Consider the following 25,397-nt stretch of genomic DNA (forward strand, 5'->3'; position numbering starts at 1 on the left):
AAATCCTTGTTTCTAAATAACTTTAATAATCTTGGCGCCAAGGAATCGTCATGGTTGTGACACCTGTTCAACGCCGCTTGCTGGTAGTCGACCCCTGTGATGACTGTCACAGGCTACTACCCGGCTTGCGCACTGCCGGCTGGGAAGTGGACAGCTGTGCATTGCAGGCGGTGGGGGATCGTTCTTGCGATGTGGGCCTGCTGCGCTTGCAGCCCTGCCATCTGGAACGCCCCGAGGCGGTCAAGGAGTTGATTGGCCGCAGCGGTACCGAGTGGATCGCCGTGCTCAGTCCTGAAGTCCTGCGTTTGCAGAATGTCGCAGATTTTGTCTGCGAGTGGTTCTTCGATTTTCATACCTTGCCGTTCGATGTGGCTCGGGTCCAGGTGACCATTGGGCGTGCGTTTGGCATGGCGCGACTGCGGGGCAAGGGCGTCGTGCCGGTAGATGAACCCCACGAGTTGTTAGGCGACAGCCGCCCGATTCGTGAACTGCGCAAATTGTTGTCGAAGTTGGCGCCCACCGAATCGCCGGTACTCATTCGTGGCGACAGCGGCACCGGCAAAGAGCTGGTCGCCAAGACCCTTCATCGACAATCCCAGCGCCACGCCAAGCCGTTTGTGGCGATTAACTGTGGGGCGATCCCTGAACATCTGATCCAGTCGGAACTGTTCGGCCATGAAAAGGGCGCCTTTACCGGCGCACATCAGCGCAAGGTCGGACGGATTGAGGCGGCCCACGGTGGCACGTTGTTTCTGGATGAAATCGGCGATTTGCCGATGGAGCTGCAAGCCAACCTGTTGCGCTTTCTTCAGGAAAAACATATCGAGCGCGTCGGCGGCAGCCAACCCATCTCGGTGGATGTACGCGTGCTGGCAGCCACCCATGTGGATCTTGAAGCCGCGGTGGAGAAGGGCGCCTTTCGCGAAGACCTGTATTACCGCCTCAATGTCTTGCAAGTAGTCACGGCCCCTTTGCGCGAGCGCCATGGTGACGTGGCGATGCTGGCCAATCATTTTTCGCGTTTCTACAGCCAGGAAACCGGCCGACGCCCGCGCAGTTTCAGCGAAGAGGCATTGGTGGCGATGGGGCAACACCCGTGGCCGGGCAACGTGCGTGAGCTGGCCAACCGTGTGCGCCGCGGTCTGGTGCTGGCCGAAGGGCGCCAGATCGAAGCCGTGGACCTGGGGCTGCAAGGCCAGCAGGTACTTTCGCCGCCGATGGCGACACTGGAAGACTACAAGCACCGCGCCGAACGCCAGGCGTTGTGCGATGTGCTCAATCGGCACAGCGATAATTTCAGTGTTGCAGCCCGTGTGCTGGGGATTTCCCGGCCGACGTTCTACCGGCTGCTGCACAAGCACCAGATCCGCTAGGTTGGGTCAACCCCCCATGCTGTTCTGTAGGAGCGAGCTTGCTCGCGATAAACGTCAACGATAACGCGTGTTTCCTGAATAAACGCGGCGTCCATGGGTTTTCGCGAGCAAGCTCGCTCCTACAAATCAGAAGTAGTACGGGAATTTCAGGCTGAACGTAAAGTCCGGCGCGTCATCGGTCATCCCGATCGCCAGGTTCGGCACAATGGTCAGGTTATCCGACGCGGCAATCGTCATGCCTACGTTGAAATAACCCGCGTTTGCATCGCTGGACACCACCGATTGCCAGTCGCCGCCGTCCGGCTTGAGCTTGCTCTTGCGCTGCACCAGATCGGAAACCGAGAACGACATGCTCATCTTCTCGTTCAAGGCGAACGCCACACCGACACCGAACTGGAAGCTGTCGCCCAGGCGTACTTTGCCCCCCACCTTCTGGTTGACTTCACTGCTGATGTCATCGAACGAGTCTTCGAAGTTGTGGGTATACGACAGCGAACCGAACAGCACCGCCGGGTCGAAGGTCTTGACCAGGGAAATGCCGGGTGTAACCGACCAGACCCCGTTGCCCGTAGGCAGGCTTTCCGGCAAGTAGAGGTTGTCGTTGTTGGGTTGCCTGACGAGCTTGATGCCGAACGGCTCTTTACCCGTGGGCGCCTTGACGCGCACAGACACTACCGCATCCGGCAAGGTCGGCGTTTCGTCGAGGAACTTATAGGCCACGCCAAAGTTGACGTCACCGATGGTAGGGTCGCGGGTCACCGAGGCTTCCGAGGTGGCGGTGGCATCGTTGCCGGCACCGCCGGACTGGTAGGTCGAATCGCGGTACACCACGGGGACGTTCAGATCGAACTGCCAGCGGTTGTCGACGTTGTAGCGCCCGGTAAGGTCCAGGGTCCAACTGTCGGACTTGATCCGGTCCAGGTTGATATTGCCCAGAAAGATCGAGTCCAGCGCCAGGAAGCCATTGAGGGTCAATTGGCGTGCATCGTAACGGGCATAGGTGATGCCGGTTTCCACGCTGAACTTGCCATTGCCGAAAAAGCCGCTGGCCTCGTTGTACAGGTTGCTCACACTTTGCGCAGGGGCCGAGTCGTCCTTGAGGGATTGGCCGTAGGAGCTGCCGCCACCGCCTGCACCACCTGACGCTGCGGCTGCACCCGTACCCGTGGCGGCGACAGCGTTAGCGCCTTGCTTGAAGTCGGCAGGTGATTTGGCCAAGCGCTTGGGGGCGGGCGCTGCGGGTTGATCCTCTACCTGACGCACGCGTTGCTCCAGCACGGCCAAGGCTTTTTGCTGCACGTCATAGCGTTGCTTGAGTTCCAGCAGTTCCTTTTTCAGGGTTTCGATATCGGCGTCTGGCGCGGCATACAGCACGGATGCGGGCAAGAGCGTACTTAAACAAATCACCGCGCGTAGCGATAACGATCGATGCATGAAATAAGCCGTCCTGTTCTAATGCGAAAGTGTCGAGGGTCAGCGTAGTTCAATAACCGAGCGTGCGTAGGCCTTTGAGTTGATCCAAATTGCAGTTCAACGCGCCGTTGTTCAAGCCGTTATTGTTCATCACGACGTTGAGTTGGGTGATGTTTCTGACAAGGTTGCTGTTGCCGGTCAGCACTGTACCCTGCAGCACATTGCCGCCGCCGATCTGCTGCAGGCTGTTGCCCTGGTTGTGGTTGGCCTGGATCGCCATTTGTACACCGCCGTTGTTGGCCGAAACGCTGACGCGGCCCGCCGCGCTGTCGCCGGTTACGGTGCCGCCGGCCATCAGCACTTGCCCCGTTTGCAGGTTACTGGCGGGGGCGACACCATTCTCGATGCTGATGCCCACATCGTTGTTGGCGGTGTTGCCATCGCCTGCGGTGCGCACGCTTTGGGTTACGCCCTGGCCGCTGCCGAGGCCGGCGCCACCGACCACATTACCGGTGCCGGTGTTTGGCAGGCTGCCGTTACCCGTGGAACCGGTGGTTTGCACATAGAATTGCGGAGTAACGGTGGTCTTGTCGATCTGCATGTTGGCCGTGCCGGTAATGCGGTCACCGACGGCGTTGGTCCAGGTGCTGCTCATGACAATGCCGAAGCTGATGATGCGCCCCGGCATTACGTAACGGCCACGCAAGTCGGCCATCTCCGCGTCCTTGAGTTCGATCGGTTTGAAAGCCGATGAAGCATAGGCGGGCATAGAGGCTGCCAGACACAAGACCGTCAGCCAACGGAAAGTGTTCATCTGCTGCTCCTGGGGCGTCCTGCCCCTTATTGCGCTTCTAGAAGAAGTCGCTCTGGATAAAACCGAAATCCATCAACTCGGCATCGCCCACGGGCCGGAACTCGTTCAACTGGTTCTTGGCCGTCAGCGGAGTGGGCGGGTCGAGCAAGACGTTGGCCTTGTCGTAACCTTCGCCCAGCACGGCAAACACAATGCCATTCCAGCCTTTGACAAAGTCGTCACGGGAATAGCGCTTGTGCCCCAGCACGGGATCGCCGATATACACCCAGTCCTTGTCGGCCCGCTGCATCACCACGAAGTGCTTGTAGCCACGAATTTCCAGCAGCACCACCACGGGAATCTTCACCGTCACCAGGGTATCGGCTGCGATCTTGTAGCCGCGGGCACGCATACCGATGCTTTCGAGGTAGCGCTTCATGTCCAGCATGGAAAAGCCTTGGGTGCGCACCAGGTCCTGGTCGGCGGTTACCAGCATCCCTTTGATGATGTGGTCTTCGTCGACGTCCAGCCAATAGGCCTGGCGCAGGATGGTCGCGAGTGCCGCGGCACCGCAGCTGAAATCGGTTTTCTGTTCCACCAGGTTGGCGAACCGGCGCTCACGGATGCTCTCGACCTTCTTGAAGATCACCGCACCGCCGGGCATGGCGGAAATCGCCATGGTGCCTGCCCAGGTCGTGCCGGTGAGCAACATCAAGAGGGTGAGGGTCGCGATACGCATGATCGAATGACCTGTTGGGCACTGAAATAAAAAGGGCCTTGTTGCCAAGGCCCCGTTGGATCAGAAGCGCACGCCGCTGCTGCACACAGTGCAACCCTGGCCGATCGACAGGCTGTTGCTGCCCTGGTTGCCCGCACCGGATTGCAGGTTGACGCCTACGTTGCCGGAATTGCGGTTGACCGAGTTGTCGAGGCTGGAATTGTTCGACACGTATTGAGCTTTGCCACCATAGCCGTGGCTGCTGGCGGCGGTGTTGAGGAAGTTGTTGGCAAGCGAGTTTTGTTCGGTATTGGCTGCCGCCGCGATATTTTTCCCGTCAGCGGTCACGATAGCCAGGTTGTTTTTACCTTGGTTGCCTTGACCGGACTGGCCGTTGTAACCGACGTTGCCGGAGTTACCGTTAACAGCATTATCCAGGGAGGAGTTGTTTTGCGTGCCTTTGTTGATGAAGCTGTTCAGCCCGCTGTTTTGATTCACGTCGACCACGCCGAACACGGTCGCTGCATCGCCTTTGGCGCTGGAGATGGCGGCAGAGTTGTCGGCCTGGTTGCCACTGCCAGACTGCACGTTGACCCCGACGTTACCGCTGTTGCCGTTGACGGAGTCATCGGCAGACGCGTTGTTTTCGGTTTTGGTGTCGTTGAATTTATTGCCTGCGCTGTTTTGTACATCCGTGACGACAGCAGCAATTACGCCCGTTGGCTGAGGCGCAGGGTGCCAGCCACCCGCTTGAGCAGCTGCTGCCATGAGTGCGGCGAGAGCGAAAACCAGAGGTTTCAGAGCCATTTGAGGTTTCATGGTGTTTCTCCTTGCTTCTAATTAGTTGGGTTAAGTGTTGGTACGGTCTAACTAACGTCTACCAAGCGGTTACTTGATAGTGATGCCCAGGGTGTTAGCCACTCGGTTCCCCACCCCGGCACTCTGGTTCACCTGAATCACTCCTCGGCTGCCGGTGAAGGCCTGGTCGCTGGTCGCGACCTGGCGGCTGCCAGTGGTGGAGGTGAGCCCTGAGTCGGTCAACTGCGTCGTGTTCTGTTGCAACAGGACGCTGTCATCGATGCTTTGCGGGCCAGGGTTGAGGCTGATCCGCACCGCGTTGATTGATTGGTTATTGGCCCCGGCCGACTGGTTAACGCCCAGCACGCCGTTGCCATTGATAAATGAAGCGCCCTGAATCGCCACCTTGGCACTCAAGGACGGGTCGACGTTGCCGTCGAGCCGCTGGATATTCACATTGCTGGCCCGGCCATCGAGCGCGATTGCGCGGCTGTTGGACATCTGTTGCTGGTTGCCGGCTGCCTGGTTGATCGACAGCACACCTTCGTACTGTTGGCCGCTGTTGTTGATAACGGCGGTGTTGTCTGCCATTGCCGAGGCGCTGCCCAGCAGGGCGATGGTCAACAGGATGCGCTTCATCATTTGCCCCCCAGCATGTTGCCCAGGTTGTTCAAGGGCGCCATGCCGCGCTGGATCGAACCATTGATCTGCCCAGCCATGCTGCTGCCCGCGCCATGGCCGGCGGCTGCGCCGGCGCCCTGGGTCGACAGGCTGTTTTGCGTGGCGCTCAGGCCAGACAGGTTGCCGTTAGGCTGGATGGATCGCGCAAGGCCCGAACCGCTGCGGATGCCGCCAATGTCCCGATCACTGAGTTCGCCGGAGGTGGCACTGATGATTTCTTTGCTGGGGTTGGCGTTGGCAGTGGTGGGGTATGGATCGGGGAGGGAGGTGCGCCCGTACATGTGACCCTGCACGGTTCGCCCTGTCACGATAACGCCATCGCCCGCATGGCTGATGCCGGCGCTGAGCACGCAGCTGATCAGCAGTACGGTTATCGAGGCGTGTGTGAGTGTGATCACGGCGGCAGTCCTTGTTCTGAACGCTGACCCTAAACAGCGTTATCAGGGAAAGAGCAGAACCCGTGCCGCTTTTCGTTTGCGTTTGAAACTCAATAGGTTGCGATTTTTCTGCGCGCATCGCCGATAGCAGTGTTTCAAGCATGAAACAGTCGCTGGGCGGCGCGATATGCCCGGCCACACTCGTCAACTGTGTCAGCGATGAAACAGTCTCGATGACAGGGGCATGAATCCGCAGCCGCTGGGCGATTCAGCGTACCGAGGTGTTTCAAAAGTGGACACTGAAGTAAAAAAAACGCGCCTCAACCCTTGGGCGTTTTACCCGGGATGGAGTTGAGTACGGGATTGCCATCCTGGTTGCGGGTCAGGTAGACCGGCAGGACCTTGGGCAGGGAAGGGATGAGGTTGTTGACCTCGCTGAGGTTATAGATGCCACCAATGCGAATGCTCCCGGTGCCAGCATCCGCCAGCATCACTGGCTTGTTCAGGTATCGGTTGATCAGCGGCAACGCATCGGCCAATGCAAGGTTATCAAGCACCAGCTTGCCCGTACGCCAGGCAAGCGCAGGGTCATTGGGTTTGATCGCGGCGACTTGCGGTGTGGCGTCGCCGCGGTGGTAGGTGGCCTGCATCCCCGGCGTCAACGGCACGCTGCCATGCACCGCGTCGCTGGTGATCTGCACCGAGCCTTCCAGCAACATTACCCGCACCTGGTCTTCATACTTCCACACATTGAACTGGGTGCCCGTCACCCGAACCCGGCCTTCGCCAGCCTGCACGATAAACGGGTGCTCGCTGTCATGGGTGACGTTGAAAAACGCTTCGCCCTTGGCCAACTTCACCTGGCGACGATCCTTGTAGTGGCTGTAGACCAGCTCGGTGCCCAGGTTCAACTCCACCTCACTGCCGTCACCGAGGGTAACTTTGCGCAGCCCGTTGGTGGCGTCAAACCGCTCATACGAGCTTGGCAACCAACCGGCTTCCCAGCCCGTGAAGGCGGCCAGCGGCAGAGCAGCAAGGCAAATGGCGGCTGCCACCGCATAAGAGCGCCAGCGTTTGCGAGGCTTGAGCGGCACCACAAGCGGTGCAGGCGCATTGCGGGGCAAATGATCGGCCACGTCCCAGATTTCCAACATCGCGGCATACTCGAAGGCGTGCAGCGGGTGGGCATCGTGCCAATGTTCGAAGGCCTGACGTTCAGCCGCCGTGCAGTCGCTGGCATGCACACGCATACACCAATGCGCAGCGGCGTCGGTGATGGCGTCGTATTCGGCTTCTGAAAGGGACTTTTCGCTCATTTACTCATCCTGATTTCCCGCATTCTACCCCTCCGAGCCTTACGGCGAGAACAGCATCATGGCGATTGCATATCAATTGGAACTTATTCTTGTTTAAACGCGCCTAAAAAATCAGGAAACACACTGTCATCCACCAAGGAGTACGAACATGTTGAAGAAAACCTTAGCCGCCCTGTGTGCAACCACCGCGCTGTTGAGCGCCGGCGCTGCGCTGGCAGACAAGCCGGGTGCGGGCTGGATTCCGATTGAAAAAGCTATTGAAGTGGCGAAGACCAAGGCTGGGTATGTCGAAGTTTATGCCGCCGAAGCCGACGACAACGGCTACTGGGAAGTCAAAGGCCGTAAATCCGACGGCGTGGTGTATGAAGCACGAATCGACGGCGCCTCGGGCAATGTCCTGCGTGACCAGAAAGATTGATTCACGTGTTGGGGGCCTGCTCAGGCCCCCTCATCCAGCATGCGCCCCAGATGCGTAACCAGGTAACTGACCGAGTCGGCGTTGGATAGAATGACGTCGATGCGCTTGTCGACATTGCTCATGAAGATTTGTCGGGCCTCATTCAGGGTCTTGGCGCCGGTGATGCTCAGGACTCTGCGTTTGAGGGCGTTAGTGGTAGTGAAAAAACCGTAATCCTCCCAGGTATTGGATATGTCATCCCATGCCTTGAATAGCATGTTTGCCGGCGTCAACGTCGACAGCCCGGTTGTTTGCAAATCATCCTGACGCGTCTTCACCGCCTGAGCACCCGGCTTTGCCGTGTCGATCAGGTCGCGGAAGGGTTCTATGCTCCGCAGGTAGGCAATGTCTTCTGTCTTGAACCTCAGGTGCGTCAGCTCATGGATCAGAGTAGAGGCTCTGGCATGGGCGAACATGTCAAAAGGTTCACTCAGAATGGTGGCGTATTCAGCCAGGTTCGGGTGGAAGAACCTTTCGAACAAGTACACTTTTCGTTCGCTGTCATCGAGAAGCACCATCGCGTACTCATTGGTGGGATCGTTCACGCTTTCACCGCTGACAAGGCGCATTGATTCAGGGCCGATCAAGGTGGGGTCGCTTAACTCATCCAGTATTCCATCGATGATGTCCTCGATTTTCTTTACCTGGGCCGGGTTCAGATTGAGAGTGCCGAACAGGTCGCACAAGAACAGGCCTACTCGGCTATCAGGCTTGAGCAGCTCTGCAAAGTGCTGGATGTTGCGCTTGCAGTTGACGGCGTAGTAAGTCGATACGTTGAAGGCTTCGTTGATGACTTGGGCTTTCCAGCTCGACACTGCGGCGATTGCCCTTATACCCAGCGCTTCAATATTGATGTCGCGTCTTTCGGCCCGTCGCACTTTTTGCCGCGTCCAGGCCTGGCCGAAGCGGGGCGTGTGTATGCTCAGGTCCACTACCCATTTGCCATCAGCATTGCGACCAACGTAGGGGCCCTGCTGAGCGTCGTTGTCCAGGCGCCAGTGCGCCTTGGTTTTCTTCACCGGATACACCTTGCCTGCCAGCGGCACGTAACTCTTGGCGCTCGCCTTATCCTTGTAGACATGGGTGGAGGTGTCCAGCTCAAGGTCCTTAAGGGCGATGTCGTAGCCCTCCAAGCGCTGCAACTGCGTTCGGGAAGTGGCGGTGACGTCCCGCAGGCCCGGGGTAGTGGCGGTGGGCAGGCCGCCTTCCGGCAGGTCGACCAGGTCAGCGTCATCAGGCGGTGGGGTTTCGCTGCCATCAAGCTCGCTGTACAGGGCGGCCATTTGCACCACTGCCAGGCTAAAGTCCTTCATCGCGGCTTTCCACTGGTGCAGTTGCAGCGCTTCAGCCGAGCGCTTGACCAACTTGTAGCTGCGCCAGACCACAAGTGGATAGGCGAGTTTGCCCGCCATGAAGTGCACTGCCGTGGGTATGCCCTTGCCGAACACGCCCACCACTTTATCCCAAAGCAGCTTGGAACCTTTTTCGAACTGGCAGGCGAGCATTTTCAGCAGGATCAGCGTGTTCTCACTGAATAAATAGTGCAGCAGGTTGCCGGTCACGGCAGATGAGGCCAGGCTCATATCCGAAGAGCGATGAAGGTTGTTTTGCAGCAAGCTGCGGTAAACGGCCTGGTGCGGATCTTCCAGGTGCTGGATGACCCAGTCCTGCAGTTCCCCTGGTCGCTCCACTTCATCCAGCAGCGCTTGCTCGTTGTCATATTGCTTGAGCACGTGGTTTTCACTGTAGGGCGCATAGAGCACTACCGGACCGGGCTCTTTACTTCCAGGGCTGATCAGGTACATGCCCAATACCTTGGCGGCAGTAGCGCCTGCAGTCGCCACCAGCTCCACGGGCCGGATCAGCGTCGATACGTCCTTCAACGCCGCACGTGCCAGGCCGTCAGGCATGTCGAACACCTGCTGGACCAAGCCCAAGGCCTTGTTTGACAGGCGTTCTTGCAGATGTTGTTCGTGGGCGTATTGCAACACCTGCCATGGCAGTTGCCGACAGAACAGGCGCCGGCGTTTGCGTGCAGCTTCCGTGCGGGTGTCCATCTCGGTTTGCAATCGCTTTTGGTACACCGATTTCAAGTCCAGTTGCCGCACCAGTTGAACCAGCGCATTGGCGTCCAGGGTGTCCGGCAGCGGTGTGGCGGTGCGCGAGCGGGGGCGGGTAGTCTGGTTGTCCAGGTTCGGCCAGTGACGCAAGGCAAAATCGGTCAGGCTGTAGTCATGGATGTCGAGGGCCTGGTGCACGGGAATCAGCACATCATCGGGGCTGATGGTCTGCTTGGGAAAGCGCGCCTTGAGCAATTTCGACAGGGCGTCAAGGGTGTGCTCGCCAATGGTGGGAATGCCTTGCAGGTAGTCTTCCTCTTCCGGGGCGCTGTTGTGGTATTGCTCAAGCAGTTCGGCATGGAAGATCTGCTCGTTGGCGGGCGCCATTGCCAGCCAAACGGGCAGGGCCTGCTGGGTGACCATGGCATCGGCCAGCGCCTGGGCTCGGGCAAGGTTGGTGGGCGCCGGGATCTGCAGGATCTCATCCAGGCGGTCCTGCAGGGCGCGCGCCGGCAAGTCCATGGCCAGCAGTTGGTCCACCGAGTCCATGACGTAATCGCCGTAGGTTTTCAGGCGATTGTCCAGCAGGTTTTCGTCTATACGTTGCAGCGCAGCCAGGCGATACGCCTGATGAGGCACGCGCTGGGACAATGACAGATTTTCCAGTAGCGACAGTCGTTTGATCGGATGCGCCACGCGCTGGGTTAGCGCCTCGCGCAGGGCCGAGACCGACGCAAAAACCTCATGACCACGCCGGGGCGTCCATAGGATCGCCTGGCCCGAATTCTTGGGGTCAAGGCCGCCACGTTCGGTCAGTACAAACAGATTGGCCAGCGGCAGCAGCGCGTCGGACGTACCCTTGTGCAATGCCAGCGCATAAGCATCCGGCAGAAACCCGTTGATCCCATGTCGGGTCAGGCGCGCCAGGCTGTCAGTTTGCAGGACTGCATCAAGAATGGCATGGCTGCGTGGCGTCAGCGTTTTACCCAGCAGCCGCAGTTCAGCCTCGCTGCGCAGGCCCAACAACATCGAGTGCGCGTGCTTATCGCGGATGTTATTCAGGAACAGGCGCGGGAGTTCACGCATCTCGTGGCCGGCAAACACCTTCAAGACCCGTTCGATCATGTTGTTGAAGGTTTTGAGGGGCATGTTATTGAGCTTCAGGGCGACACCCTGGTTGCGTTCTGTGTAAAACCCAGTTCTGGAAGACACCGGGAGCGGCTTGCTCTCCTGGCCGAGGCGCTCGATGAAATGTTCAACCATGCTCAGCGAAGACACAGGCGCGCGCTCCTCACGCTGCTCGGCGCGGGACGCGTAAGTGTTGACGTAAACCTCGTCGGCCTTGAGGTCCAGTCGTTGGGTTTGCAGTTCCGTGTTCAGGGCCAGGGTGGCCACGCTGCGCAGTGTAGGGTGCTTAAGGCGCTCGATCTGCAATCCTTCTTCGGCAGCACGCAGGCGTTGCAGGTGCAGCTTGGCGCGCTCGGCTTGCACCGTGGAGGGGCGGCCATTGCCGCTGCTGACGGGATGTATTGTCCAGCGCCCATCGGTGTCCAGGTCGGCCAGGCGACTGTCGAGCATGGTGCGGATGTCCAGGGCGTAATCGAGCAATGCTTCCAGGTCCACCTGGCCGGCGCTGCTGCGATAGAGGCTCAGGGCATGGTTCATATTACTGGTCTGCTTGGCGGCGATGTCTTCGATCATGTCGGTGAACACGTGCCCGGTGACGGGGTGTGCGGCAACATTGATCTGGTCCAGGCCGATAAAGGTGTTGCGCTCGTCCAGAGACAGGAAATTGAGCAGTTCATCTTCGTGCCCGGCGGCGGTGAGCATGGTCAATAGCGTGTCTTTGAGATCATCCAGATCTTTAAGTACCTGCAAGCCACGGGATTGGGTGTAAAGGTAGGCATGGCTGTCATGCAGCATCAGGGTACTGGCCAGTTCCACGTAGTGCTGGTACGGCGCATAGATGCGTACTGTTTCCACGCTCAGTTCGGCGGCGTAGGTGCTGCGAGCGCCCTGGTCGCTGAGAAACAGGGCCTGGAGCATATGGCTTTCGTCAGCACTGAGGATGCCGCTCTGGCGCTTGAGCAGCACATCGAGGCGGAATTTGTCAGCCAGGATTTGCGCGAACAGGTCAAGGCGTGAGGTGCCGCTGTCGATGTCTTCGTTCCAGTAGGTCTGCAGCAGGCTGTCGAGCAATTTGGACAGCGTACCGGAGGTTTGTTCGATGAGCGTGTCCCAATACTCGCGGTCTTGTTGCAACTGGGGCTGGGTGAAGTGGCTGGTGACGTGCTTGGGGTTGATGAATTCGCGAGTTTGCCCCAAGGGCCAGGCATGGTTGACATAGAACTGCAATAACGCATCACGTAACGACAGGGAGTCGATCCAGCGTCGATCGGCATCCGTCGGGCTTTGGAGAAAGCAGTTCACTTGCGTTTGCCGCTGATCCAGACCGGGGAAATGAGGGTGCGCCATGATGCCGAGCAATGTGTCGAGCATGGCGGACAAGGTCGGGGTCTTCTGCAAGTGCTCAAGCATTGCTTGCACGTTGGCCTGTTGGCAGGCCTGCAGGGTTTGTTCCTGATCTTCCATGACCGCACCCAGGACCGGCAAAGTGGTCAGTGTCAGAACGCTACCCGCCGGCAGGCTGTTGCGCTGTGCAATTGACAGGAAGCTGAGCAATTGCACGCGCTGTACCGAATCAGCCAACGCCTGACTGACCTCGGCAAGCAGCGAGGCATGGCTGTCAAACACCTGGATACCGCCATAAGGCGTGTACAGCAGAGCCTTGGCACCGTCGGGCGTGGAACTCATCGAAAACGCGCCGGCGAGTGGGATCGCAGCCTGCCCTGCCACATTGATCAATAGCTTTTCTACACGCATGGGCGGGCTTTGCAGGCGGGTATCCTGACGGCTGGCGTCGCTGGCGTAATACACGCCGTGCAGCCATTCCAGATCCTTGACGGTGAACCCCAGGGCGCGTTCGCGCTTGCTCAATGTCGAGCGATTGACGGGTAGCAGGAACTCGTCGAAAAAATAGGGCGGGGTGACACGGGTCATCGCCTGTCTCCAGCGTGAATAGGAAGACACAGGGTAGGCAGGCACCGATGACTGGCGGGGGTAACTATTGAGTCTCGTCGTAAGTTGACAGTGAGCGCTGCAGGTGGTGTTTAATCGACGGCCTGGATGTCCATTCGTTGCCCCTTCCAATCATAAAAATGGAGCTTCAAATGTCTGCGCAGTCTCCGACAGTTGTCACGGCCTTCATCAGCTTCACTGAGTTGGTGGGGTTGCTCCAACAGATTTTCGTCAGGCACGGCACCTCGCCAGAAGTGGCGGCGATCCTTGCGCACAATTGCGCCAGCGCTGAACGTGATGGCGCTCATAGCCACGGTATTTTTCGTATCCCGGGTTACCTCTCGACCCTGGCCAGCGGTTGGGTCAATGGCGCCGCCGTACCGATCGTGAGCGACGTTGCGTCAGGCTTCGTACGGGTCGACGCCGCCAATGGGTTCGCCCAACCCGCTCTGGCGGCCGCGCGTGCGTTACTGGTGAGCAAGGCCCGCAGCGCCGGCATTGCGTTACTGGCTATCCACAATTCCCATCACTTTGCGGCCTTGTGGCCGGACGTCGAACCTTTCGCCGAAGAAGGACTGGTTGCACTCAGTGTGGTCAACAGCATGACCTGCGTGGTGCCCCATGGCGCTGATCGCCCGTTGTTCGGCACCAACCCCATCGCGTTTGCTGCGCCGCGGGCCGATGGCGCGCCGATTGTGTTCGACCTGGCCACCAGCGCCATCGCCCATGGCGACGTGCAGATCGCCGCGCGCAAAGGCGAGCGGCTGCCACCGGGCATGGGCGTCGATAGCCTGGGCCAGCCGACCCAGGACCCGAAAGCCATTCTGGAGGGGGGCGCGCTGTTGCCATTTGGTGGGCATAAGGGGTCGGCGTTGTCGATGATGGTCGAGTTGCTGGCGGCGGCACTGACAGGCGGCAATTTTTCGTTCGAATTCAATTGGGCCGATCATCCGGGAGCGCGTACGCCCTGGACCGGCCAATTACTGATAGTCATCGATCCGCGCAAAACCGCCGGGCAAAGCTTTGCCGAGCGCAGCCAGGAACTGGTGCGGCAGATGCATGCGGCGGGGTTACGGCGATTACCGGGGGATCGGCGCCATCGCACACGGGCGAAGTCGCAGGAAGCAGGCATAGAGCTTGACACGCAGGACATTCGGCAACTGCGAGAACTGGCGGCGGGGTGAAACAGGCTGCGCCATGGGCGCAGCCCGTGCTGATCAGTGACGGCGACCCAGCAGCAGACCCACCACCAGGCCAAAGCCTGCGGAAATGGCCACGGTCTGCCATGGATGACCGCCGATGTAGGTCTCGGTGGCGTCCACGACCGGCTTGCTGCGCTCACGGACGCTGGACACCGAATCCAGGGCTTGCTTGAGTTTGATGGCAACCTGCTCGCGCAGGGTTTCACCTTCCTCGCCTACCAGGGATGCGCTGCTTTTGAGCAGTTTGTCCGATTCTTCGATCAGCGCGGTCAGTTCGCTGAAGGCTTGATCCTTGATTTGTTCTTCAACGGCTTGGGCGGCGGTTTTGCGGGCCATGTGTGACTCCTTGCAAGTGAATGTGACAGTGAACAATGGAGTATCGGGCAGCGGCAAAAGTTGCAGTTATTTTGCGAGCCGTCCATTTGCGGCACAATGGTGATCAGGCCCTTTGGGCCTACAGTGTAAGATGTCAGTCATTTGTGCAGCAGGTAATTCAACATGAGCTTCAATCTCGCCAACAAGACCCTCGCCGAACGCGCCGAGCTGGAAGACGAAAAGTCGCGCCTCTACGACCTGTGGCAAACCAACCTGGGCAAAGCCAAGGGCGAAGCCGCCCGTTTGTTCGGCGAGCGCGCCAAGCGCAAGGGCAAATGGGCCGAGTGGGTGCGCGCCGAACTTGACGGCATGTCGCCGCCGGAGTTTTCCAACATGGTGCGCAGTGAAGTCAACAAGCTGATGGCAGCGGCGAAGTAAAGCACGCCACGATCGCCTCGCGAACCTTGAGCAACAGCGGATCAAGCTGGGCCTGGGTACGCCAGCCCAACTCCACCGGGTAGTGCGGCAGCGCCAGCGGGCAGGGCAGCACACGCAAGCCGGTCATCTGCGCAATCGCTTGGGCCGCATGACCGGGGATCGTCGCCACCGCCGCGCTGCCTTTGAGCAGGTACGGCAGCGCCGCAAAGTGGCTGGTGGACGCACATACCTGGCGGCTCGAGCCCTGCGCCGCCAACCCTTCATCGGTAATACCGATAAACCCGCCTGACGACACCAGCACATGGTCGCGTGCGATGAATTCTGCAAGCTCGATACCTTGCTGGCCGGGCGCCAGGCTGCCTGGGTCCACCAGGCAGCGGTAGTCTCCTTCGCCCAGCACTTGCCGACTCAGCCTGCGCTCGGCAAACCCGCCGGCGGTAATGGCCAGGTCCAGGTTGCGGTCGAGCAGGGCAGTCGCAACGATCTGGCTGTGGGTCTGGCGAAAGATCACCCGCAGTTTCGGCAGGCGCTCTGCGATGGCGTCCATCAGCTGCCGGCCGTAGGCGATTTCGAAATCGTCTGACAGACCTAACACCACCGATCGCCCCTGATAATGCGGGTTATCCGGGTGGATCATCGCCAGGCTTTGTCGGCAGCGGTCCAATGCCTCGCTGATCACCGGTTTCAACTGATTGGCCCGCAGGGTGGGCGCCAGGCCGCGACCGGTGCGTACGAAAAGTGGGTCGCCATACAGTTCGCGTAAACGCCGCAAACCGGCGCTGATTGCCGATTGCGTAACGCCCAGGCGCAATGCAGCACGGCTGGCGCTGGACTCGTCGTGCAGGGCTTCGAAGGTTTTCAACAGGTTCAGGTCAACCTGGGCGATATTCATTTGGCTCATATCATTTAGCACTGAGGTGGGCTTTATTCATGATCGAGTCTGGCCGGAGAATGGGCAACCCTTATTACCGGAGTGAGCGCAATGCCCGTATCGATCGTCGCAGCCCTGCAAATCGGCTCCTTGCCTGGCGGCAAAGCGCAAACCCTGGCGCAGATCCTGGCCTATGAAGATGAAATACAGCGCAGTGGCGCACAGTTGGTGGTGATGCCTGAGGCGTTGCTGGGGGGGTATCCCAAGGGCGAAAGCTTCGGCACGCAATTGGGTTATCGCCTGCCCGAGGGCCGTGAAGCCTTTGCGCGCTACTTTGCCAATGCCATCGACGTGCCGGGCGTGGAGACCGAGGCGCTGGCCGGGTTATCGGCGCGTACCGGTGCGAGCCTGGTGCTCGGCGTGATCGAGCGCAGTGGCAGCACGCTGTATTGCACCGTGCTGTATTTCGAACCGTCGAGCGGTTTGGTCGCCAAGCACCGCAAACTCATGCCGACCGGCACTGAGCGGCTGATCTGGGGCAAGGGCGACGGCTCAACCTTGCCGGTGATTGACGCGGCTGTCGGGTGTATCGGCGGGGCGGTGTGCTGGGAAAACATGATGCCGCTGTTGCGCACGGCGATGTATGCCAAGGGCGTGCAGGTGTGGTGTGCGCCCACAGTGGACGAGCGCGAGATGTGGCAGGTGAGCATGCGCCATATTGCCCATGAAGGCCGTTGCTTTGTGGTCAGCGCCTGCCAGGTGCAGGCATCACCGCAGGCCTTGGGTGTGGAGGTTGCCAACTGGCCGGCGGAGCGCCCGTTGATTGCCGGCGGTAGCGTGATCGTCGGGCCCATGGGCGATATTTTGGCGGGGCCGTTGCTGGGGGAGGCGGGTTTGTTGACGGCGCAGATCAATACAGATGATCTGGTGCGAGCACGCTACGACTACGACGTAGTGGGGCATTACGCTCGGCCGGATATTTTTGAATTGGTGGTGGACGAGCGCGCCAAGTCAGGCGTGCGCTACATCACTGATTGAACCGGGTCAACCCAAGGCTTTTGTAGGCGCGAGCTTGCATTTCGCAGATTTGGATCAGATCACTCGCGCATCACCAGGTGGCGGTATTGGGCAAATCCAGAGTGCCACGCTCTACAAAGCGCATGGTGCCGAACAATCCGCCCGCCAGTTTGCCGCGCAGCACATAGGGCAGGTTATTCAGGCTTTGGGTCTGGCTCAGGCCCAGGGTTTGGCGCAACACCGAGAACGCCGAAACACTCACGGGGACCATCAGCACCGTCTCGGAAAAACGTGGGATGCTGCCGGCCTGGTCACTTACCCCGGACGCCAACGGCCGGCCATTGACTTCCAGATCCAGCGCCACGCCGTTGTAGTCGATTGCTGTTTCATTGGGGTTCTGCACCCGCAGCTTCACGGCAAAGCGCACTTCCAGATCCTGGCTTTGCAGGGGCTCGATGCCCACCACGTTGATATTCACCGGGTCGCGATTGGGGAACAGCGCGCAGGCGCTCAAGCTCAGCAACAACAACGAAAGAACCATGAGCTTGCGCATATAAAAGTGCTCCTACTGTTTCGTGACGTCCGGGTCCTGCATGACCTTGAGGGTAGAGGACTCCGGATCGAATTCATCTTCTTCCAGCTCTATGAACTCTTCGGGCAGGAAAATGTTCAGCAGGATTGCACAGAACGCGCCCACAGTGATCGGCGATTCGAAGATGTTGTGCAGCGCCTTGGGCAAGTCGCGCAGCACTTCCGGCACTGCGGCGACGCCCAGGCCCATCCCCAGGGAAATCGCCACGATCAGCACATTGCGCCGGTGCAGGCCGGCTTCGGCGAGGATCTTGATCCCGGCCACGGCTACGGTGCCGAACATGATCAGGGTCGCGCCGCCAAGTACTGGTTTGGGCATCAGTTGCAGCACCGCGCCGATCATCGGGAACAACCCCAGCAGCACCAGCAGCCCGGCGATAAAGTACGCCACGTAGCGGCTGGCCACGCCGGTCAGCTGGATCACCCCGTTGTTCTGCGCGAAGGTCACCATCGGCAGGCTGTTGAAGGTGGCGGCCATCGCCGAGTTGAGGCCGTCGGCCAGCAGGCCGGACTTGATGCGCTTGATATAGAGCGGGCCCTTGACCGGTTGTTGGGAAATCATCGAGTTGGCAGTCAGGTCACCGGCGGCTTCCAGAGGCGAAATCAGGAAGATCACCGCCACCGGGATAAATGCCACCCAGTCGAACGCGAAGCCGTACTTGAACGGCACTGGCACGCTGATCAACGGCACCTGGGGCAGGGCGGCCATGTCGACGCGGCCCAGCCACCACGCCACCACAAAGCCCAGCGTCAGGCCGATCACGATCGAACCCAGGCGCAGGAACGGGTTGTTGAAGCGGTTGAGCACCACGATGGTCAGCAGCACCAGCGCCGCCAGGCCCATATTGCTGGCGGCGCCCAGGTCGCCAGCGCCATAGCCGCCGGCCATGTCGGTGACCGCCACCTTGATCAGTGACAGGCCCATCAAGGTAATGATGGTGCCAGTTACAACCGGGGTGATCAGCTTGCGCAGTTTGCCGATGAACTGGCTCAGCACCACCTCGATAAACGCGGCGAAAAAGCAGATGCCAAAGATCGTTGAGAGGATCTCATCGGTGCCGCCGCCCCGGGCCTTGACCATAAAGCCCGCACTGAGAATCACGCTGATAAACGAAAAGCTGGTGCCTTGCAGGCACAACAGGCCCGAACCCACTGGCCCGAACGTGCGTGCCTGCACAAAGGTGCCAAGCCCCGAGACGAATAGCGCCATGCTCACCAGGTACGGCACTTCGCTTTCCAGGCCAAGTACGCCGCCGACGATCAGGGTCGGGGTAATGATGCCGACAAAGCTCGCCAGCACATGCTGCAAGGCGGCAAAAATCGCAGCGGTGAAGTGCGGGCGGTCGTCCAGGCCGTAGATCAGGTCGGATTTATAGCGCGGGCGAGGGGCTTGAGCGTCAGACAAAATGAAGGCTCGGGTCGGAAAATGGAGGCGAAGAATGCCAGAAACCGTCAGTCGTCAGAAGTGTAAAAGAATATTCATGAAGTCGCTGTATAGGCCGACCACATCAAAATGTGGGAGGGGGCTTGCTCCCGTGACGGCCTGACAGCCGGCGCATATCCATCTGACGCTCCGAAATCCAAATGTGGGAGCTGGCTTGCCTGCGATGGCGGCCTGCCAGCCCACGCCAATCTACCTGACACTCAGCGATCCAACTGTGGGAGCTGGCTTGCCTGCGAAGACGGCCTAACAGTCAACACAGTTGGACCGTGTACATATCCATTCCTGCGGTAACGGCCACCTAGGGTTCCGCTCTGACAGCGGCTCACTTTTGAAAAGCCGGAATGCCGGCCCAGGCAAAAGTAAGCAAAACGCTCTTGCCCCACCACTCGGCACCTCGCTTAGGTTCGGCCAGCGTGGTTTAACGGGGCGCCTGAGATCAAGATCAAAAGCAGATCAAGATCAACAGCGGCTCGCTTCGCATCGTGGTTACCGTTGGCGCTACAGAGTTGTGTAGATACCTATGGCCATCGGGGGCAAGCCCCCTCCCACATCGGACAGTGTTGTTCCAGGGGTTATTGCTTCCAGGCCCCAGGGTTCACCAGGTTTTGCGGTCGCTCGCCCGACAACGCCTGCAGCAGATTATCCACCGCACACTTGGCCATCGCCTCGCGCGTTTCATGGGTGGCTGAGCCGATATGCGGCGTCGCCACCACGTTGTTCAAGCGCAGCAGCGGTGATGCGTGATCCAGCGGTTCTTTCTCGAATACATCCAACCCCGCCGCGCGGATAGTGCGCTGCTGCAGAGCCTCGACCAGTGCCGCTTCGTCCACTACTTTGCCCCGTGAGATATTGATGAAGATCGTCTCCGCCCCCATCAACGCGAATTCTTGCGCGCCAATCAACTTCTCGGTTTCAGCCGTCAGCGGCAACGTCAGGCAAACAAAATCCGCTTCTTTGAGCAAGTCCTGCAAGCTTCGGTACTGCGCGCCAAAGCGCGCCTCCACCGCAGGCTTTGGCGAATGGCTGTGGTAGATCACCGGCATGCCGAAGCCAAAATGCCCACGCTGGGCCAAGGCTTCGCCGATGCGGCCCATGCCGATGATACCCAACGTCTTGCCATGCACATCGCTGCCAAAATGCGCCGGGCCGATGTTCTTGTTCCACTGGCCGGCACGCACCATGTCGGCCAACTCGACCACACGCCGGGCGGTCGCCAGGATCAGCGCAAAGCCGGTGTCGGCGGTGGTTTCGGTGAGCACATCCGGGGTGTTGCTGAGCAGGATGCCGCGTTGGGTCAGGTAATCGATGTCGTAGTTGTCGACCCCGACCGAAACGCTGGCCACTGCTTCCAGCGTGGGTGCCAGGTCGAGCAACTGGGCGTCCAGGCGCAGGCTTGCACCCAACAGGCCATGGGCGCCGGGCAGCGCATCGCGCAGTTTGGCCAGGCCGGCCTCATCCAGTGCATCGATCAGCGTGACCTCGGCCTGCTCATGCAGGCGAGCCATCAGCGGCGCGGAGAGTTTCTTGTACAACACAACGGACTTTTTCATGAGGTTTTTACCTTCAACTCCAGGGTTGGCACCGGCGAGCGGTCACTGGCGCCGGGCTTGAGGAAAATCGTCAGCACCACCGACAGCAGCAACGCGCCGCTCATCAACAGGTACGAAGCGCCAGGCGAGCCGGTGCTGCTGTTGAGGTAGCCCACCAGGTAAGAGCCACCGAACGAGCCCAGCGCGCCCATGCTGTTGATCAGCGCCATGGCGCCACCGGCGACGTTGGCCGGGAGGATTTCCGGAACGATGGCGAAGAACGGGCCATAGGGGGCGTACATGCAGGCCCCGGCGATCACCAGCAAGGTATAGGACCACCAGAAGTGCTCGGCGCCGAGTACGTAAGAGGCGTAAAACGCAATCGATGCAATCAACAGCGGTGGCCACACAAAGCGCTTACGCTTTTGCAGTTTGTCCGAGCCCCAGGACACCACCAGCATCCCGATCACCGCCGCCAGGTAGGGCAGAGCCGACAGCCAGCCGGCTTCGACCATGTCCATCTGCAAGCCGGCCTTGAGGATCGACGGCAGCCACAGCACAAAGCCATACACGCCAATGCTCCAGCAGAAGAATTGCAGGGCAAGGATGATCACCTTGGGCGAACGGAACGCCTCGGCGTAGTTCTTCACGGCCTTGATTCCCACCTGCTCGGCGGCGAGGGCGGTTTCCAGGCTGTGCTTTTCGGCGTCGCTCAGCCACTTGGCATCCTTGGGGCGCTCATCGGCCAGCTTCCACCAGATAAACGCCCACAACACCGCCGGCAGGCCCTCGATGATGAACATCCAGCGCCAGCTGAAATGCTGCACCAGGTAGCCCGACACCACCGACATCCACAGCATGGTCACCGGGTTGCCGAGGATCAGGAAGGTGTTGGCCCGCGAGCGTTCGGCACGGGTGAACCAATGGCACAGGTACACCAGCATGGCCGGCATCACCGCCGCTTCGACCACCCCGAGCATGAAGCGGATGACGATCAGCATATAGGCGTTGGACACCACGCCGGTCAGGGTCGCCAGGCCGCCCCAGAGGATCAGGCTGACGAAGATCAGTTTCTTGACGCTGCGCTTTTGCGCGTAGATCGCCCCCGGCACCTGGAAGAAAAAGTAGCCAAGGAAAAACAGTGCGCCGAGCAGCGAGGACATGCCGGGCGTGATCATCAGGTCTTCGGCCATCCCGGAGGCGGCGGCAAAGCCGTAGTTGGCACGGTCCAGGTAGGCCAGGCTGTAGGTGATAAACACGATAGGCATGATGTACCACCAACGGCGGGTGGCGAGTTTCACGGTTTCCATGGGGTTGCTCCTGAGCTTGTTGTAGTTGTGGCAACAGGTAATGGGTTATGCAACGGATCGAGTGGGTAATTCGGCGCGGGTCGGCAAACCCTCCATATCGCCACGGCTCTGCACGGCGCGGCTGCCGATCCAGTTAGCGCGCTGCACCGCCTCGGGGAAGCTTGAGTTTTCCAGCAGGGCACTGATCATGCCCACGGCAAAGCCGTCGCCGGCGCCGACGGTGTCCACGACTTTTTCCACCTTTACGGCGGCGACAAAGCCCTGGTCCATGTGGGTGCGGTAATAAGCGCCTTCGGGGCCGAGCTTGATCGCCACGGCTTCGGCGCCCTGGTCGAGGTAGAACGCAGCGATATCCGCAGGATCTTCGAAACCGGTGAGCAGGCGGCCTTCACCCAGGCCCGGCAACACCCAGTCCGCCAGAGCGGCCAGGGCATTGATTTCGCGGATCATCTGCGTCTGGCTGGCCCAGAGCGAGGGGCGCAGGTTCGGGTCGAACGACACGCTGCGCCCGGCGTTGCGCATCTGCGTCATCAGTTCGAAGGAGAGTTCACGGGTGGCATCGGACAATGCCGGTGGAATCCCGGTAGCGTGCAGATGGCGGGCTTGCAACAACGCAGGGCTGATATCGGCGATGGACAAATGGCTGGCCGCCGAGCCTTTGCGAAAGTACTCGACCTGAGGATCAGCGCCGGCCTCTTCGCGCGACTTGAGCTGAAACCCGGTGGGATGCAACGGGTCGACGGCCACATGGCGGCAATCAATGCCTTCCTTGCCCAGCGTGTCGACCACAAAGCGTCCGAGGGAATCGTCACCGACTCGGCTCAGCCATGCCACGTTGAACCCCAGGCGCGACAAGCCAATCGCGACATTGCTGTCGGCGCCGGCAATGCGTTTGTGAAACTGCGCGACCTGGGCCAGATCGCCGGTCTGCTCGGCGACAAACATCGCCATGGTTTCACCAAACGACAGGATATCGATCTCAGACATGGGCGTTCTCCACGCGGGGTTGGCCAAGGCAGGCGAGGGTGGCGACTTGTTGCGCAGTGACCTCGACCAGATCATCGCCCTGCAACGGAAATTCCACCGCCCGCGTAATACCTTGAGTCATATGCTTGAGCAGTTGTTCCCACAGATGCAGGTCGGTGGCGCCGGGTGGCAAGGCCACCAGCTTGCCGTCCGGGCGACGGGCCACGGCCTTGCAATGCAGGTAGTCCACATGCCGGCCCAGCAGGCGTGCAGCGGTCAGCGCAGATTGGTCTTGCCACTGCCAGTTGCCGATATCGAAGGTCATCTTCACCGGCAGGCCCAGGCGTTCGACCTCGGTGAAAAACCGTTGCATGGGTTCAATACGCCCACCGTGCAGGGTCTGATCGTTTTCCACCAGCAGCTTGACCGGGTGACGGTTGAGCAAGGCGTGCAGGCTTTCCAGGTCGTTTGTGTCGGTGAAGTAACCGAGCGAGACCTTCAGCCAGCCCGAGCCAAAGGCCTGGGCGCGGTCCAGGGTGGCGGCCAGCTCGGCATTGGGCTGCGCACGGCCGGCGACCCACAGCTCCAAGGGCGAGGAAAAGACTGATTCCAGGCCCTGTTCAGCGGCGGCTTGGGCCAGTTCGGCGGGTTGTTCGCGGGTCAGCAACTCTTCCCGCCATTCGATGCGCTGGGCACCGGCGGCGTTGAGTAGCGCGACAAAACTCAATTGGCCCTGCTGGCGGACGAGGTCGGCGCCGTAGCTGGAAAGGCTGATGGAGACGGGGTATTTATGCATTGTTGTTTACCTCTGAAACCGGTTTCATTTTTATACGCAAAACAAAATGTGGGAGCGGGCTTGCTCGCGAAGGCGGTGTGTCAGTCAGCGCAAGAGTGGCTGATCTATCGCGTTCGCGAGCAAGCCCGCTCCCACAGGGGATTGTGTCGAGCCGCGGATAATCAGCTCGGGTAAAAAATCCAGGGTGCGCGTGGGGGCGGTATCGCCGCGCAGACGCTTGAGCAAACAGTCAAAAGCGCTGGCACCAATCGCTTGCGTCGGCTGGGCGAGGGCGGTGATGCCGTTACCCACCAGCGGGTACCAGTCCAGGTCATCCAGGGCAATCAGGCCCACATCGGTGAACAGCTCGCAACCCAATGCCTTGAGCGCACGTGTGCAGGCCAGCGCAGCAACACCGTTGGCGCAAAACAGCGCCTTGGGGCCGGGCTTGGCGAGAAAGGCTTGCAGACGTTTTTCCAGTTCGCCGTTCAGCTCAACCACGGCACCGGTCAACGCCGGGCGTTTGGCAATCTCGGTGGTGAAACTCTCCAGGCGCTCAAGGCGCGAGCTGGTGCCATCGGTGGCTTCGCTCACCAGCAGCACGTCGCGATAACCCTGTTGCTCAAGATGCTCTAGCGCAATACGTACCGCTGCCGGGTTGTCCAGCCCGACCAGGTCGCTGTGCAACGGCTCGACCTTGCGGTCCACCAGCACCAGCGGCATTTCCCGTTGCAGTTCCAGCAGTTGGTCGAGGTGGTGGCCGAGGGTGTTCACGATCAACCCTTCGATGTTGTACGAGCGCAGCGCTGCCAGGTGTTGGCGCTCCTGTTCGTCATCGCGGTCGGTGTTGCACACCACCAGGCTGTAGCCGTGCTGGCGGCAGGCGGTTTCGACGCCGTGCATCACGGCAATGGAATAGGGGTTGCGGATATCGGCCACTAGCATACCGATCAGGCGCGTGCGCCCACGCTTGAGGCCGCGGGCCATCTGGTTGGGGCGATAGCCGAGTTCGTCGATAGCCTGTTCGATACGCAGGGCGATGGCATCGGAGAGCAAGGCGCGGTCATCGCCGATGAAGCGCGACACGCTGGCCTTGGACACGCCAGCGCGCGCGGCGACATCGAGCATGGTCACGCGGCTGCGCTGGGCGGCGGAAAAGTTGTTCACGGCCATTGACCTTCTGTTCTTATTGGAATGACTGAAACCGGTTTCAGGAAACCATTAAAGTAGGAAAGTCGTCAAGAAATTGTAGGACGTGACCGGATGACCGGGTATTCAGCGAAACACGCTCACCCAGGTTGCAGCTAGCAGCACCAGCGCCATCGCGCGATTGAACCATTGCATGGCGTGGGCCGACCGCACTATCCGGGCTGAACCCGAGCCCAGCAGTGCCCACAGACCCAGGCAGGGAAGTGAAATCAGAAGAAACACCAATGACAGGTACATCACCTGGCTCTCGCGTTGCGCGCCAGTACCCGCAAATACGCTCACCACTGCCAGCGCCATCATCCAGGTCTTGGGGTTGACCAATTGCAGCGCTGCGGCACCGGACAGGCCCAAGGGTTTTTGCCTGGCATCGGCCTGGATGGCTTGAGCCGGGGCGCTGAAGATTCGCCAGGCCAGGACACTCAGCCAGGCTACGCCGACCCATTGCATCGCGGTTTGCACCTTGGGCATTTGCACCAGCGACTGACCGATCCCGCTGCCCACCAGCAGCACGATCCCCGCAGCTCCCGCGCAGGCACCGAAAATGATCGGCAGCGCAGCCTTGAAACCGTAACGGGCGCTGTTGCTCAGCACCAGGATATTGGTGGGGCCGGGGGTAATGGAGGCGACGCATGCAAACAGCATGAAAGGGAGCAACGTGGACTGCAT

23 protein-coding genes are annotated in these 25,397 nt (G+C 60.0%); 5 read left to right on the plus strand and 18 right to left on the minus strand.

The features are described from left to right. Positions 1-50: 50 nt before the first annotated feature. Positions 51-1,373 carry a sigma-54 dependent transcriptional regulator gene (locus QMK52_RS20000; protein ID WP_320403291.1) on the plus strand — a complete coding sequence of 441 codons (1,323 nt, stop codon included), beginning with the start codon at positions 51-53 and terminating at the stop codon, positions 1,371-1,373. Between the two features lie 126 nt (positions 1,374-1,499). Here the strand turns inward: QMK52_RS20000 and QMK52_RS20005 are convergent, their stop codons facing one another. From QMK52_RS20005 to QMK52_RS20035, 7 genes are all read right to left on the minus strand, one after another. Next, entirely contained in the window at positions 1,500-2,807 is a 1,308-nt protein-coding gene (locus tag QMK52_RS20005; RefSeq protein WP_005788665.1) for an autotransporter outer membrane beta-barrel domain-containing protein, read from the minus strand. Positions 2,808-2,856: 49 nt separating this feature from the next. Then, a complete protein-coding gene (locus QMK52_RS20010) occupies positions 2,857-3,600 on the minus strand; it encodes a hypothetical protein (RefSeq protein ID WP_320403292.1) in 744 nt (247 codons plus the stop codon). Between the two features lie 37 nt (positions 3,601-3,637). After that, positions 3,638-4,318: a C39 family peptidase gene (locus tag QMK52_RS20015; protein ID WP_005788662.1), complete on the minus strand. Its 681-nt coding sequence runs from the start codon at positions 4,316-4,318 to the stop codon at positions 3,638-3,640. 60 nt (positions 4,319-4,378) lie between these two features. Next, positions 4,379-5,116, minus strand: coding sequence for a hypothetical protein (locus tag QMK52_RS20020; RefSeq protein ID WP_005788658.1), 738 nt, complete (start codon positions 5,114-5,116; stop codon positions 4,379-4,381). A 69-nt stretch (positions 5,117-5,185) separates the two neighbouring features. Then, positions 5,186-5,734 carry a hypothetical protein gene (locus QMK52_RS20025; RefSeq protein WP_005788656.1) on the minus strand — a complete coding sequence of 183 codons (549 nt, stop codon included), beginning with the start codon at positions 5,732-5,734 and terminating at the stop codon, positions 5,186-5,188. Beyond that, positions 5,734-6,174 (minus strand): hypothetical protein, encoded by a 441-nt coding sequence (locus QMK52_RS20030; protein ID WP_005788654.1) that lies wholly within the window; start codon positions 6,172-6,174, stop codon positions 5,734-5,736. The genes QMK52_RS20025 and QMK52_RS20030 overlap by 1 nt, the downstream gene beginning before the upstream one ends. Before the next feature lie 299 nt (positions 6,175-6,473). Further along, on the minus strand, positions 6,474-7,469 hold the full coding sequence (locus tag QMK52_RS20035) for a FecR family protein (protein WP_194438429.1): 996 nt from the start codon (positions 7,467-7,469) through the stop codon (positions 6,474-6,476). A gap of 148 nt (positions 7,470-7,617) precedes the next feature. On the opposite strand from QMK52_RS20035, the gene QMK52_RS20040 reads away from it, so the two are divergent. Next, the gene (locus tag QMK52_RS20040; RefSeq protein ID WP_122733108.1) at positions 7,618-7,887 is read left to right on the plus strand and encodes a PepSY domain-containing protein; all 270 of its coding nucleotides are present in this window, start codon (positions 7,618-7,620) and stop codon (positions 7,885-7,887) included. 20 nt (positions 7,888-7,907) lie between these two features. On the opposite strand, the gene QMK52_RS20045 is transcribed toward QMK52_RS20040, so the two are convergent. After that, the gene (locus QMK52_RS20045; protein WP_194438427.1) at positions 7,908-13,046 is read right to left on the minus strand and encodes a dermonecrotic toxin domain-containing protein; all 5,139 of its coding nucleotides are present in this window, start codon (positions 13,044-13,046) and stop codon (positions 7,908-7,910) included. Between the two features lie 170 nt (positions 13,047-13,216). Here QMK52_RS20045 and QMK52_RS20050 point away from each other — a divergent pair, with 170 nt between their 5' ends. After that, positions 13,217-14,248 (plus strand): Ldh family oxidoreductase, encoded by a 1,032-nt coding sequence (locus QMK52_RS20050; RefSeq protein WP_194438425.1) that lies wholly within the window; start codon positions 13,217-13,219, stop codon positions 14,246-14,248. A 33-nt stretch (positions 14,249-14,281) separates the two neighbouring features. Here the strand turns inward: QMK52_RS20050 and QMK52_RS20055 are convergent, their stop codons facing one another. Next, the gene (locus tag QMK52_RS20055) at positions 14,282-14,602 is read right to left on the minus strand and encodes a DUF883 family protein (RefSeq protein ID WP_005788644.1); all 321 of its coding nucleotides are present in this window, start codon (positions 14,600-14,602) and stop codon (positions 14,282-14,284) included. 162 nt (positions 14,603-14,764) lie between these two features. Between QMK52_RS20055 and QMK52_RS20060 the strand changes: the two genes are divergently transcribed. Beyond that, entirely contained in the window at positions 14,765-15,019 is a 255-nt protein-coding gene (locus QMK52_RS20060) for a hypothetical protein (protein WP_003190904.1), read from the plus strand. Here QMK52_RS20060 and QMK52_RS20065 read toward each other — a convergent pair. Continuing rightward, positions 14,991-15,911, minus strand: a complete 921-nt coding sequence (locus QMK52_RS20065; RefSeq protein WP_320403293.1) for a LysR family transcriptional regulator — start codon at positions 15,909-15,911, stop codon at positions 14,991-14,993. The two genes, QMK52_RS20060 and QMK52_RS20065, sit on opposite strands and share 29 nt — an antisense overlap. Before the next feature lie 90 nt (positions 15,912-16,001). Here QMK52_RS20065 and QMK52_RS20070 point away from each other — a divergent pair, with 90 nt between their 5' ends. After that, on the plus strand, positions 16,002-16,928 hold the full coding sequence (locus QMK52_RS20070) for a carbon-nitrogen hydrolase family protein (protein ID WP_320403294.1): 927 nt from the start codon (positions 16,002-16,004) through the stop codon (positions 16,926-16,928). A gap of 70 nt (positions 16,929-16,998) precedes the next feature. Here the strand turns inward: QMK52_RS20070 and QMK52_RS20075 are convergent, their stop codons facing one another. From QMK52_RS20075 to QMK52_RS20110, 8 genes are all read right to left on the minus strand, one after another. Next, a complete protein-coding gene (locus QMK52_RS20075; protein WP_005788636.1) occupies positions 16,999-17,460 on the minus strand; it encodes an LEA type 2 family protein in 462 nt (153 codons plus the stop codon). 12 nt (positions 17,461-17,472) lie between these two features. Further along, on the minus strand, positions 17,473-18,903 hold the full coding sequence (locus tag QMK52_RS20080; protein WP_005788634.1) for a nucleobase:cation symporter-2 family protein: 1,431 nt from the start codon (positions 18,901-18,903) through the stop codon (positions 17,473-17,475). Positions 18,904-19,514: 611 nt separating this feature from the next. Then, a complete protein-coding gene (locus tag QMK52_RS20085; RefSeq protein ID WP_320403295.1) occupies positions 19,515-20,492 on the minus strand; it encodes a D-glycerate dehydrogenase in 978 nt (325 codons plus the stop codon). Then, complete coding sequence (locus QMK52_RS20090; RefSeq protein WP_005788630.1) at positions 20,489-21,781, minus strand: MFS transporter; 1,293 nt, start codon at positions 21,779-21,781, stop codon at positions 20,489-20,491. Before QMK52_RS20090 ends, QMK52_RS20085 begins: the two co-directional genes overlap by 4 nt. Before the next feature lie 45 nt (positions 21,782-21,826). Continuing rightward, positions 21,827-22,768, minus strand: coding sequence for a sugar kinase (locus tag QMK52_RS20095; protein WP_005788628.1), 942 nt, complete (start codon positions 22,766-22,768; stop codon positions 21,827-21,829). Beyond that, positions 22,761-23,543 (minus strand): sugar phosphate isomerase/epimerase family protein, encoded by a 783-nt coding sequence (locus QMK52_RS20100; protein WP_194438421.1) that lies wholly within the window; start codon positions 23,541-23,543, stop codon positions 22,761-22,763. The genes QMK52_RS20095 and QMK52_RS20100 overlap by 8 nt, the downstream gene beginning before the upstream one ends. An 84-nt stretch (positions 23,544-23,627) precedes the next feature. Next, positions 23,628-24,689, minus strand: coding sequence for a LacI family DNA-binding transcriptional regulator (locus QMK52_RS20105; RefSeq protein ID WP_320403296.1), 1,062 nt, complete (start codon positions 24,687-24,689; stop codon positions 23,628-23,630). Between the two features lie 108 nt (positions 24,690-24,797). Further along, entirely contained in the window at positions 24,798-25,397 is a 600-nt protein-coding gene (locus tag QMK52_RS20110) for a LysE family translocator (protein WP_320403297.1), read from the minus strand.

This window comes from Pseudomonas sp. P9_2, from assembly GCF_034008255.1.
Taxonomy (GTDB): Bacteria; Pseudomonadota; Gammaproteobacteria; order Pseudomonadales; family Pseudomonadaceae; genus Aquipseudomonas; species Aquipseudomonas synxantha_A.